The following is a 12,531-nucleotide window of genomic DNA, read 5'->3' as shown; positions in this document are numbered from 1 at the left end:
GGGTGATTAGAACGGGTCGATTTTACTTGCTTGCGCTATTGAACATCATGATGATGGCATACCGTTTCAATGCCCCTTTTTGCCCTTTGGATCAAGTGCGGGCAGAAAAGAAACAGGAGTTAAGCGCCCCATGACGATGCCCCACAACGATCAGAACGATCCCCTTCGCGATATGACGCCCCCGTCCCATACCGAAGATGGCCTTTCCGGCCCGACCGATAGCGGCAAGCGGTTGCTGCTTGGTCTGCGGCGCGGGTTCCGGCGCAAGTGCCCCAATTGCGGCCACGGGCTTGCATTTGGCGGGTATCTTAAGCTGCGCCCGGCATGTGATGTTTGCAGTCACCCGATTGGTGAATATCGCTGCGACGATGCACCGCCCTATTTCACCATCTTTCTGGTCGGACATATCGTTGTGCCCGGCGTTCTGATGATGGAGCAAACAATCAAGCCGTCGCTTTGGATGCAAATGTCGATCTGGCTGCCGGCGACCGTGTTGCTGTGCCTTGGTTTCCTGCCCTTTATCAAAGGCGCGGTACTTGGCACCCAGTGGGCCATGCGCATCAAAGGATAGTCATTGGCTATCGGGCACATTTTCCTTTAGAATAAGTAACTTGGATTTCCAAAATTAGTCGGATGTTTCCCTTGGTCACGATTGGCCGGCCCCGCATTGAAGACCTTTGTCTTAAGACCAGCTTGCGCCATTGGCGGCGTATCGGGGCTACGCTTGGGCTTTGCCTTTTACAGGCGGCTTGTGGCACCCCGCAGGTTGCCGGGATTACAGCCCCGGATGATCCGCAAACCCGCGAACTGGTTACCCAGACAATCGATCTTGTCGCTACCCGGTATATTGATCCGATCAGCCGCGATCAGATTCTGGTCAACACCCTTGATGGCCTGTCTGAAATCGATGACAACATCCGGGTCGATATCACCCCGGATGACCTCGTCTTGCAATATGACGGCAAGACGGTACAAACCATCGCCCTTCCGCAGACCAACTATGATCAGACAAGTGTTGAAGGCAACCAAATCTGGTCTGAAATCACCCTGCGCGGGCTTGGCACCTATCGGGCCTATTCACCGGTGCTGCGCAATAGCGACACCCTTGATGTTCAGGCCGCCCTGGTCAGTGGCGCCATTCGCAACCTAGACCGTTACAGCCGCTATGAAGGCCCTAAACAGGCCGAAACGGCGCGCAACCGGCGTGACGGATATATCGGCATCGGCATTCGCGTTATCGGCGGTGACGGCTATCCGGTGGTGAAACTGGTGCATCCCGAAAGCCCGGCGGCCAAGGCCGGACTGCATCCCGGGGATCAGATCGTCGCGGTCAATGGCGAAGACATGTATGGCAAGACCAGCACCTATACTGCCGACCTTCTTCATGGTGAAGAAGGCACACGGGTGACCATCGACATCAACAAGGCCGACAATCGGGCAATTGTCCCGGTTGAAATCATGCGTGAACGTGTCATTGACCGGACCGTTTTTGCCGAAACCCGCGACAATATCCTGATTGCCCGCATCACCAGCTTCAACAGTGCAACCGCAAGCACATTGGGCGACAACATCCTTAAGGTGCAACTTTATGATGGCGGACTTAAGGGGGTTATCCTTGATTTGCGGGGCAATCGCGGCGGTTTGCTGCAACAGGGGGTCGCTGTGGCCGACCTGTTCCTTGAAAACGGCCCGATCGGCAACACATTTTCGCGCGTCATGGCCGCCCGCCATACGTTCCGGGCCGGCAATAGCGACCTGACCAGGGGGGCACCGCTGATTGTCCTGATCGACGGGCGCACCGCATCATCGGCCGAATTGGTTGCTGCGGCCCTTCAGGATCGCAATCGTGCTGTGCTTGTCGGATCCACCAGCTTTGGCAAAGGATCGGTTCAGGCAATCAATGATTTGCCAAACCATGGCACCTTGACCTTTACCTGGTCGCGGATGACGGCCCCGTCGGGCTATACATTTGACAGAATCGGACTGTTCCCGGCGATCTGCACGCAATCAAATGATAATGATACCCCGGTTCACCGGGTTTCAACCGCCCTGTCACAGCGTGATCAGACGGCCAGCATGCTGACCAAATGGCGCACCCTTGATTACCGGGATGAAAAAAGCCGCCGGGAACTTCGAAGCGTCTGCCCGGCCCACAGCAACAATGACGAATTTGACATTAAAGTTGCATTGGAATTGCTGAAAAACAGCCCTGATTACAAGAATCTCGCCTTTGTCGGACAACAGGAAATCGCCGATACTTTCGACGCGCATTAAAAATGCATTCTTTTTTGCCAAAATGGCTTGACACTCTGGCGATAACCTTTATGTTCCGCCGCCTGAGATACACCTGAACACAGGATGCAGAGACATGGCGAAGCCCGCTTCGATCCTCGTAAAGTTGGTAAGCACCGCAGACACCGGTTACTTCTATGTTGTTAAGAAGAACCCGCGGAATACCACCGAGAAATTCCAGTTTCGCAAGTACGACCCGGTCGTGCGTAAGCACGTCGTGTTCAAAGAAGCGAAAATGAAGTAATCAGGTTCTTCGGAACCGGACTACTGGACGATTTAAAAAAAGACGTGCCCTTCGGGTCACGTCTTTTTTTTATCTCCAGGCTTCAGACCAAAACGCCAGCCCGACGGATCGGGCATGGCATTCCCTATCCTAACTATGCAAACCGGCGATACCCCGCCGCCGCAAGCGCAAGCCAGCCTGCAATGAACGATACACCGCCAACCGGTGCAATTGCCCCAAACGCGGAAATACCGCTAAAGGCGATGACATAAAGCGATCCGCAGAAAAAAAGGATGCCAGCCAGCATCGCATAAGCCGCAATCCGCAAAAGCTTTTCGTCAGGGATATGATGCACAAGGCCTGCAATCGCGGCCAGTGCAACCCCGTGAACAAGCTGATAATGCGCGCCCTTCTCAACCAGACTTCGCGCATATTCCATATCCGTCCCTGCCATCCCGTGGGCAGCAAAGGCACCAAGGGCAACCGCCATCGCCCCGTTAAGCCCCGCCATCACAACCGATAACCGCATTCCTGCCATCCTTTTGCGTTAATGATGCTGAATAATCGCGTCAGATTACAAAGGCATCCGCACCATCGCCATGCGAAAACGCAAAAAAAATGGCCGTACTAAAAAGTACGGCCAGTAAACTCTCTTGGGGGAGATGTGCCGGACCATCGAAATGCCCGTCACAAGATTATTACTACCTGCGCATACTCGCTATTTCTGTGACAGCCATCACAACTGATCGAAAAATCGTTCATTTTGTGACATTTCCGAGCAGAAACATCGTTTTTGGCAATTTTACCGACCATCCGTAAGACGATCAGTGAATGGACTCGCTCAGGAATTCTTCAAGGCGACGGACATCTGGAACATGCAATCCGCTGTCAATCTTGTTGACCAGCCCCTTGCGGCCAAGACTTCCCATCACGCGCGCAACGGTTTCGCGCGACGTGCTTACACGGCCGGCTACCTCGGAATGCACCGGTACTGGCGACAAGGTTGCCGCCCCCTTGTCATCGCAAACCTGTTGCGCCCGACGCAGGATTTCGGCAATGACCCGTTCGTTTGCACCAAGCGTGCTGACATCGACAATCCGGCGCGTTGATGTGCGCACAATCCGCGCCAGTTCGCTGATCACATTCCAGGCCACAGACGGATGACTTTTGACAACTTTTTCAAAGTTCGCGGGGCTCAAAATCCCGACATCCGTATCATCCACAGCAAAAACACAGGCCGATCTGGGTTCCCCGTCAATCGCGGACAATTGACCGACACAACCGCCAGCACCGATTTCTTCAAGCGTGATTTCGCGCCCCGACAGGGAATAATTCACGATCCGTACACGGCCCGACAAAATCAGATAGACGTCTGAACTGTCTGCTTCGGGCTCGATGATCTGGGCACCGGCTGCATATGTTTTGCGATTGATGTGACGTTCAACGTCCCCAAGTGCGTCTTCGTCGAGGTTAGCAAAAATGCCAACGACAGATAATTTGGTCATGAACCCATGCTTTATGTTGCGCTGTTGTTGTTATTCGAATTGGCAACTGTGACGCTGCCCCTCTTGATACTTCCACTGTCCCGTACACAATCATAAGCAAACAACCAGGCACTGACAATCTATTGCAACAAGATGTAAATCAGCACATCCCGATAGACATGACCATGCTGCATGTGCGAACATGTTTGCAGAATTTCCCATACGACTTCATCACATATTGGTCCTGTTTCCTTTAGGAGACCCAGCATGAGTCCAGAACTGGAAATTTTCCGCCGCAGTCCGACGGGCAAACCCAAAAGCAAACACCCGCTTGTCTTCGTGCACGGGGCCTTTACTGGTGCCTGGTGCTGGAACGAGCATTTCCTGAACTGGTTTGCCGACAAGGGATTTGAAACCGTATCCTTTTCACTCAGAGGGCACGGTGGCAGTGGCGGACGACAATTGCGCAGCCTTGCCTCGATTGATGATTATGTCGAGGATCTGGAAGAAGTTGTCGACACACTTGGGCAGACGCCGGTTCTGATCGGCCATTCAATGGGTGGCTATATCATTCAGAAATATCTGGAACAGCACACTGCCGAAGCTGCCATTCTGATGGCATCGGTCCCGCCCGAAGGCCTTCTGGCCAGCAATACCATGATGGCGATGGCCCAGCCCGATCTTTATTTTCAGATGGCCTGGCTTCAGGCAATCGGCCCGCACACATTTTTGCGCGAACGACTGGGTCGCGCCATGCTGTCGCCCGACATCGCCGAAGACGAAGGCATGATCTATTTCGGGCGTCTGGAAACGGAAAGTCAGCGCGCACTTCTTGATATGATGGGCGCCAATCCGATTTTCCTGACCGCGGACGACACACCGGCAATGCTGGTGATCGGGGCCCATGATGATGAAATCATTCAAAGCGAACTGATCCACCACACTGCCAGGAAATATCACGCCGACTATGCGCTGGTTGATGATATTCACCACGCCATGATGCTTGATAAAAACTGGGAAAAGGTGGCCGAGACCATGCTTGAATGGCTTCAGGTCAAGCTGGTGACCCAGCAGCGCACCAAGGGCAACAAAAGCGCGGCATGATCATCGATCATTTGTGGTTGAACTTTTGATCTGCTGCAAAACGATGGCTTTAAATCACAGACATTTTCTGGGAGCATGTTCACCTTAGCCAGAACAAAGGTTGGTGACATGCCCCACATGAACAGTCTTTTCCCATTGATCCGGGTCCTTCCCGTCATAGCCATGGCGGGGATCGCAGGCACGATCAGCACATCGGCAACAGCCCAACAGGCCACCGATGCCGTTGCCCCGGAAAACGGCACCGCCACATCCGCCCCGCGCACAGACATTCACGCTCGACACTGGATGGTTTCGGCAGCCAATCCGCATGCCGCAAAGGCTGGTGCAGATATTCTGCAACAGGGCGGCAATGCCATTGATGCCATGGTTGCAGTCCAGACGATGCTGGGCCTTGTTGAACCACAGTCGTCCGGCCTTGGTGGCGGGGCGTTTCTTGTTTATTACGACGCACAAAACGGCACCCTCACCACCCTTGATGGCCGTGAGACCGCCCCGCTTGACGCGACCCCCACCCTGTTTCAGGATGACAATGGCGAACCGCTTAAATTCTATGACGCGGTTGTCGGTGGCCGGTCCGTTGGGACACCGGGCACCCCGGCATTACTGAAAACGGCCCATGAAAAATGGGGGCAACTTGACTGGCCGGTCGTCCTGTCGCCAGCCATCACACGTGCGGATGCCGGATTTGCGGTTTCCGAACGCCTGGCGTCATTGATCGCGGCAGATCAGGAAAAATTGTCGCGCGACCCGACGGCACGGAATTATTTCTTTAACAGCAATGGCACCCCGATTGCCGCCGGGACGACCCTGCGCAATCCGGATTATGCGGCCACATTGCGCGATCTTGCCCAACATGGCACTGAAAACTTCTATTACGGGTCCATCGCACGGGACATTGTTGCCAAAATCAAAGGTGCGACCTGGAACCCCGGCGTTTTATCCATGCGTGACTTTGCCAATTATCAGGTCAAGGAACGTCAACCGGTCTGCGCCGAATATCGCGGCTATGACGTTTGTGGCATGGGCCCGCCATCGTCAGGCGCACTTACGGTCGGACAAATCCTTGGCCTGATCGAGCCATATGACATCGCAACGCTTGGGCCGAATGCGGCTGAAAGCTGGCACCTGATCGGGGATGCATCGCGGCTGGCCTTTGCCGATCGCGGCCGGTATATGGCCGATATCGATTTTGTCCCGATGCCGTTAAGCGGATTGCTTGATAAGGATTATCTTGGTGAACGGTCCAAATTGCTTACCAGCAAGCGCGCGCTTGATAACGTCGAAGCCGGCTTGCCATCCTTTAGTCATGCGATGAAGCTTGCCGATGATGAGGCCATCGAACTCCCGAGTACCAGCCATTTTTCAATTGTCGACAGCTATGGCAATGTCGTGTCGATGACAACAACCATCGAAAACGGCTTTGGTTCGCGGCTTATGGTGAACGGCTTCATGCTTAATAACGAGTTGACCGATTTTTCATTCCGCACGCACAAGGACGGCGTTCCCATCGCCAACCGGCTAGAACCGGGTAAACGCCCGCGATCGTCAATGGCCCCGACCATCGTGATGAAAGATGACAAACCGTTCCTTGCCGTCGGCTCCCCGGGCGGGTCGCGCATTATCGGGTATGTCGCCCAGTCACTCATCGCAATGATTGATTGGAACATGTCCCCGCAAGAAGCCATCAACATGCCCCATCTGGTCAACCGGTTTGGTACATTTGATGTCGAGGCGGGCACACCCGCCACATCACTTGCCCCCGAATTGGAGGCAATGGGTTTTAAAACCAGTATCCAGGACCTTAATTCCGGCATTCACGCCATCATGATCACCGAAGATACATTGATCGGTGGCGCCGATCCGCGCCGCGAGGGACTGGTTATCGGAAATTAGGCCAAACAAGCGTAGCAAAACACCATGCAACAACAAGGGCGGAACAGCCGTGACGCTGTTCCGCCCTTTTATCTTTACCGTCATCAGCGGTTATTCAGGCTGCTGTGATCCAGCTTTCAAACAGGCTGTGCAAATCCTTGTGATCATTGGCAATGAAATGCGCACCGGCATCAAGCAGATACTGTGCCGGTGTGATGTCAACCAACCCGACGGTTGTTGCCCCCGATGCCACGCCTGCCCGGACCCCGTTCTGGCTGTCATCAACGACCACGCAGTCCGTGATCGGCAGTCCCATTCTTTCCGCTGCCAGCAAATAGACATCCGGATGCGGTTTGGCATTTTTGACGTCATGGGCCGAACAGATCCGATCCCCGAAGCGATCCTTGATCCCGACCTTGCCCAGTGAAACATCCATCTTGTTATGGGGGCCGTTGCTGCCAACCGCCATCGGAATGCCGTGGTGATCAAGAAGATCAAGGATCGGCCCCAGATCGGCAAACGGTTCCAGATCATTGCGAAACGCCACAAAGGTCCGTTCATAACATTCCGCAAGCCAGTCTTCGGGCAAGGTGATGTCAAACAGTTCCTTCATTTTCGGGGGCACCATCGCAAGTGTCCCGCCGATGAAAAGATCATGGGTCTTTGTCATGTCCATATCGCAGCCATATTCACACAGCTGTTCGGTCAGAACACGACAGGCAAGTGTTTCCGTGTCCACAAGAACACCGTCGCAATCAAAGATCACGCCACGAATAACCGGCTTTGTCATGTCAGATACCCTTAAAGGCCCGCCAGTTCCGTCCAGCGTTTTTCATCATAGGCGACCGAACGGGTCGCACCGAAATCAACGACCGGTCGTTTGATCACAGTCGGGTTGGCCGCAAGAATTTCTGCGGCCTTTGCCCCGCCCTGCTCCAGCGTTGCCTTATCGGCATCAGACAGATTGCGATAGCTTGGCCCGCGTTTATTGATCAGCACCGCGCCACCGACTTCATCAAGCCATCCTTCGATGGTTTTGGCATCAATGCCGTCCACACGGAAATCATGCAATTTGTTTTCAACACCTTGTGCATCGAACCATTTCAGGGTTTTGCGGACAGTATCGCAATTCTTGATGCCGTAAATCGTGACCATATCTATTCCTGTTAATTTTCAAACTCGGGATGCAGCCATGCATCGCTCAATCGGTTTTGACCCTTAATCCCTGAACCTATATAAAGACGGCGCTTGGAATACGGCAACCCCATTCACCCGCTTTGAACACAAACGGTAGGCATATGACTGTTAATCGACGTATTTCCGTCGCCCCGATGATGGACTGGACGGATCGGCATGATCGCTATTTCTTGCGCCAGATCAGTCGTCATACGTTGCTTTATACCGAAATGGTCACAACAGGCGCGATCATTCATGGCGACGTTGACCGGCATCTGCGCTACAACACGGCGGAACACCCGGTTGCGCTTCAGCTTGGCGGCAGCGATCCGGATGATCTGGCACGTGCCTGTGACATCGCCAATCAATATGCCTATGACGAGATTAATCTGAATTGCGGCTGCCCATCTGATCGGGTGCAAAATGGTGCGTTCGGGGCTTGCCTGATGGGGACACCCGATATTGTGGCCGACTGCGTCAAATCAATGATCGCTGCCAGTGACGCGCCGGTTACCGTCAAAAACCGGATCGGCATTGATGATCAGGAAGACTATCCATCCCTTAAACGGTTCACCGAAACCGTTGCCAATGCCGGGTGCAAAACATTCATCGTCCATGCCCGCAAGGCCTGGCTCAAAGGTCTGTCACCCAAAGAAAACCGCGAAGTCCCGCCCCTGAAATACGAGCTGGTTTATCAGCTTAAACAGGAATTCCCCGAACTCGAAATTCTGATCAATGGCGGCATCAAGACGCTTGATGAAACCGAAGAGCACCTTAAACATGTTGATGGTGTGATGATCGGACGCGAAGCCTATCAGAACCCCTATATTCTGGCCGATGTCGACCGTCGCTTTTATGGCGATGATGCCAAACCGCTGACCCGTCATCAGGTGGTCGAAGCCATGTTGCCCTATATCGAGCAACATCTTACCGAAGAAAATGCCACCATTGGTCATGTCACCCGTCACATGCTTGGCCTGTTCCAGCAAATGCGTGGTGCCAAGCAATGGCGTCGTTATCTCAGCGAAAATGCCCATCGCAAAGGTGCCGGAACCGAAGTCGTGCGCGAAGCACTGGCACTGGTGCCCGAACGTGATGACGAGGCCCTGTCTGCATGACAGCACGGGACCATGACGTCATCGGGGAAAATGACGCCCCTGCCAAAGCCGGCGCGATAACCTGGCGCGATGGCGATGTCCCGTTTTCCCCGCATTTTGGCGATGTTTATTACAATCCCAAAGACGGGCTTGCTGAAACACATTATGTGTTCGTCGATGGCAACAATTTGCCGACGGCCTGGCAAGGCAAAGACAATTTTACCATTGGTGAAACGGGATTTGGCACCGGGCTGAATTTTCTGGCGGCCTGGCAATGCTGGGCACAGGATCCGGATCGGTCCAAACGCCTGCACTTTGTTTCGGTCGAAAAATACCCGTTATCGCGCGATGACATGATCCGCGCGCATAGAAGCTGGCCGGAATTGGCAGACTTGTCAGAACAACTTGGCGATGTCTGGCCCCATGAAACGATGCTGCCCGGTATTCACCGATTTATCCTTGCTGATGGCGCCATCTCCCTGACGCTTTTGATCGGGGATGCGATCGACTGCTGGTCGGGATATTCCGGGGCAATTGATTGCTGGTTTCTTGACGGCTTTGCGCCGTCGCGCAATCCCGATATGTGGCAACCATCCCTGTTCTCGGCGCTGGCAGCGGCATCTAACCCGGCCGGTGCGACACTTGCGACCTTTACGGCCGCCCGCATTGCACGTGACGGGTTGGAAAGTGCCGGTTTCGAGGTCAGCAAACGCAAAGGCTTTGCCTATAAGCGCGACATGATCACGGCAAACCTTCTGGCCCGCCAACCGGAACTTTCCGATGATGAGGCCCGCTATGAAATTGCCGATGATCCATGGTTTCACCTGCCCGGTGCGACCAAAACCAAAGCAAAAACCGTTGCCGTTATTGGCGGCGGCATGGCCGGTGCCGCCTGCGCAAGTGCCCTGCATCAGCGAGACTGCAAGGTGGTGCTGTTCGAACAGCATCGCGACCTTGCCCAAGCCGCATCGGGCAATCCGATCGGGATGCTCGAACCATATCTGACGGTTGATCATGCGATCATGGGCCGTTTCTATGAGGCCGGATATCGGTTCAGCCATCGCATGGTCAAACGCCTGGCTGACCAGGGCAAGGTCGAAGCCGATTTTTGCGGGGTGCTGGACCTTGCGACCAGTCCGCGCAAACGTGAACGTCTTGACGGCCTGATCGCCCGCTTGCATGACAAACCTGACCTTGTGCGGGCCATGACCAGCGATGAAGCCAGCAACATGCTGGGCATTCCGGTTCCGATGGACGGGGTGTTCTATCCTTCTGCCGGATGGGTCCATCCGCCATCTTTTGTCCGCGCCCTGACAGAAGATATCGAATGTCAGCTTGCGACCTGTATTTCGGAAATCATTGATAGCCCGGATGGCAAGCGACTGCGCAGCAACGATGGCCGCGAATTTGGTCCGTTTGATACGGTGGTGATCGCCGGCGCCCTCGAAACCGCAAACCTTGCCCAAACCAGTTGGCTTTCCGATCACCTTAACCCGGTTCGCGGGCAGATTACCTATTGCCCGACCGACGCATTGGCCGAGACGTATGTTAGCGCTAACATGCGTTGTGTTCTAAGCTATAAGGGATATATCACCCCCCAACGTGACGGCATGCACGTGATCGGAGCAACGTTTGGGCGCGATGATGCCAAAACAGATCTCCGCGAAAGCGATCATGCATTTAATATCAGACAGTTATCGAAAATCCTTCCGGCACTGTCTGAACATTTGTCGGGCAAGGCACTTGACGGTCGGGCAGCGGTCCGTACCACCACAGCCGATCACTTGCCGCTGATCGGGCCTGCACCGGATTTTGACCGCTATCTTTCGTGCTATCACGATATAGATAAAGGGAAAAAAGGCGCGCGATATATCCGTGCGCCTTACCACAAAGACGTGTATATCTGTACCGGGTTCGGGGCGCGTGGACTGATTGGTGCCCCGCTTGCCGCCGAAATTCTTGCCAGCGAGATTTGCGCCATGCCGTTGCCTTTGGAAAAATCCCTGATGGATGCCATACATCCGGCGCGCTTTGTCATTCGCGGGCTGAAACGTCGCCAGATCACAACATGAATGACCAAGCCACCACAATGAACGCCGCCCCGCAAAAAGACCCGGATCGCATGAAAACAGCGACCGTTCTTGCCCTGTTTTTTTCTGGCCTGTTTTTGATTCAGGGGGTGTTCCTGCCCTATTGGCCGGTATGGCTGAAGGCGCAGGGATTATCGGCCGGTGAAATCGGTATTCTTTTGTCCCTGCCCAACTGGGTGCGGGTATTTGCCGACCCGCTGATCGCACAGCGTGCCGATCGCACCGGCAATCGCAAAACGCCGATGCTGTGGCTGGCGGGCATTTATGTGCTGTCCATTCTGGCCTTTCCGGTTTCGAGTAATTTCTGGTGGCTTGCGGCGTTATCGGTGGTGATCGGTTTTACCTTTTCGCCGCTATTGCCGCTTGGCACGACCATTACCGTGCATGAATGCAAGGCACGGGAACTGGATTACGGGCGTGTCCGCCTGTGGGGGTCGCTTGCCTTTATCGTGGCGTCATATGGTGCCGGCTGGGTTCTGGACGGGACATCGACGCAATGGATTGTCTGGATGCTGTTCATTGCCGGCATTGTCAATTTTGTCATCACCACCCGTATGCCCGATCCCCAGACCGATCGTCCGTTGCGTTCGGGGTCGTCCCTGATCTATTTGCTGCGCAAACCGGTATTTCTGGTTTATCTGGGCTGCATCGGCTTTGCACAGGGGGCACATGGCACCTATTACAGTTTTGCCTCTGTCCATTGGGAATCGGTCGGTTATTCGCATGAAATGATCGGCATCTTCTGGTCAATCGGCGTGGTTGCCGAGATTGTCCTGTTTGCGGTTGCAGGCCGGTTTGTTCGCGGACGCCATCCGGGCATTCTGTTTTCGCTTGGTGCGATGGCCGGTATCCTGCGCTGGACGGTTTTGGGGTCCAGCGACAATGTCTGGATGATCGTGCTTGTTCAGCCGCTTCATGCCATGACATTTGGCATCACCCATCTTGCAGCGGTCAGCTTTATTGCGCGCGCCATCCCGCAACAGCTTGCCACATCCGCACAAAGCCTGATGGCGACATTGTCGATGGGTGTTTTTCTGGGCAGCAGCATCTGGGCATCCGGGCCGCTTTATGAGCAATTTGGTTCACATGCCTATTACTTCATGGCTGGTCTTTCGGGGATTGCGCTGGTATTCGCCTTCTGGCTTGTGCGAAGCTGGCGTGGTGAAGACAAAACGTTTTGTGATTAATGTCTT

General features: G+C 54.3%; 12 protein-coding genes. 8 read left to right on the top strand and 4 right to left on the bottom strand.

From position 1 onward, the window contains the following. Positions 1-130 precede the first annotated feature (130 nt). The 3 genes from CU041_RS05800 to rpmG all read left to right on the top strand — a co-directional run bounded on the left by CU041_RS05800 (position 131) and on the right by rpmG (position 2,536). Positions 131-571 (top strand): DUF983 domain-containing protein, encoded by a 441-nt coding sequence (locus CU041_RS05800; RefSeq protein WP_233433022.1) that lies wholly within the window; start codon positions 131-133, stop codon positions 569-571. 71 nt (positions 572-642) lie between these two features. After that, the gene (locus CU041_RS05795; protein ID WP_233433021.1) at positions 643-2,274 is read left to right on the top strand and encodes a S41 family peptidase; all 1,632 of its coding nucleotides are present in this window, start codon (positions 643-645) and stop codon (positions 2,272-2,274) included. A 94-nt stretch (positions 2,275-2,368) separates the two neighbouring features. Then, positions 2,369-2,536, top strand: a complete 168-nt coding sequence (gene rpmG, locus CU041_RS05790; protein WP_008890790.1) for a 50S ribosomal protein L33 — start codon at positions 2,369-2,371, stop codon at positions 2,534-2,536. A 133-nt stretch (positions 2,537-2,669) separates the two neighbouring features. Here the strand turns inward: rpmG and CU041_RS05785 are convergent, their stop codons facing one another. Further along, positions 2,670-3,044: a DUF423 domain-containing protein gene (locus tag CU041_RS05785; protein ID WP_101246114.1), complete on the bottom strand. Its 375-nt coding sequence runs from the start codon at positions 3,042-3,044 to the stop codon at positions 2,670-2,672. 295 nt (positions 3,045-3,339) lie between these two features. Further along, a complete protein-coding gene (locus tag CU041_RS05780) occupies positions 3,340-4,020 on the bottom strand; it encodes a Crp/Fnr family transcriptional regulator (RefSeq protein WP_068519378.1) in 681 nt (226 codons plus the stop codon). Between the two features lie 246 nt (positions 4,021-4,266). On the opposite strand from CU041_RS05780, the gene CU041_RS05775 reads away from it, so the two are divergent. After that, positions 4,267-5,103 (top strand): alpha/beta hydrolase, encoded by an 837-nt coding sequence (locus CU041_RS05775; protein ID WP_101246113.1) that lies wholly within the window; start codon positions 4,267-4,269, stop codon positions 5,101-5,103. A gap of 117 nt (positions 5,104-5,220) precedes the next feature. Continuing rightward, a complete protein-coding gene (ggt, locus tag CU041_RS05770; RefSeq protein WP_233433020.1) occupies positions 5,221-6,996 on the top strand; it encodes a gamma-glutamyltransferase in 1,776 nt (591 codons plus the stop codon). Between the two features lie 94 nt (positions 6,997-7,090). Here ggt and CU041_RS05765 read toward each other — a convergent pair whose 3' ends face one another. Continuing rightward, entirely contained in the window at positions 7,091-7,765 is a 675-nt protein-coding gene (locus CU041_RS05765; protein WP_101246111.1) for an HAD family hydrolase, read from the bottom strand. A gap of 11 nt (positions 7,766-7,776) precedes the next feature. After that, positions 7,777-8,130, bottom strand: a complete 354-nt coding sequence (locus tag CU041_RS05760; protein ID WP_101246110.1) for an ArsC/Spx/MgsR family protein — start codon at positions 8,128-8,130, stop codon at positions 7,777-7,779. Between the two features lie 143 nt (positions 8,131-8,273). Between CU041_RS05760 and dusA the strand changes: the two genes are divergently transcribed. The 3 genes from dusA to CU041_RS05745 are packed head-to-tail and all read left to right on the top strand — an operon-like array spanning position 8,274 to position 12,525. Next, entirely contained in the window at positions 8,274-9,269 is a 996-nt protein-coding gene (dusA, locus tag CU041_RS05755) for a tRNA dihydrouridine(20/20a) synthase DusA (RefSeq protein WP_101246109.1), read from the top strand. Further along, positions 9,266-11,320: a bifunctional tRNA (5-methylaminomethyl-2-thiouridine)(34)-methyltransferase MnmD/FAD-dependent 5-carboxymethylaminomethyl-2-thiouridine(34) oxidoreductase MnmC gene (gene mnmC, locus CU041_RS05750; RefSeq protein WP_101246108.1), complete on the top strand. Its 2,055-nt coding sequence runs from the start codon at positions 9,266-9,268 to the stop codon at positions 11,318-11,320. Before dusA ends, mnmC begins: the two co-directional genes overlap by 4 nt. Further along, positions 11,317-12,525: a 3-phenylpropionate MFS transporter gene (locus CU041_RS05745; protein ID WP_101246107.1), complete on the top strand. Its 1,209-nt coding sequence runs from the start codon at positions 11,317-11,319 to the stop codon at positions 12,523-12,525. The genes mnmC and CU041_RS05745 overlap by 4 nt, the downstream gene beginning before the upstream one ends. Positions 12,526-12,531 lie beyond the last annotated feature (6 nt).

It is taken from the genome of Thalassospira povalilytica (genome assembly GCF_002844235.1).
In the GTDB taxonomy this organism is placed as follows: Bacteria; Pseudomonadota; Alphaproteobacteria; order Rhodospirillales; family Thalassospiraceae; genus Thalassospira; species Thalassospira povalilytica.
This window is presented reverse-complemented; position numbering and strand designations above follow the sequence as displayed.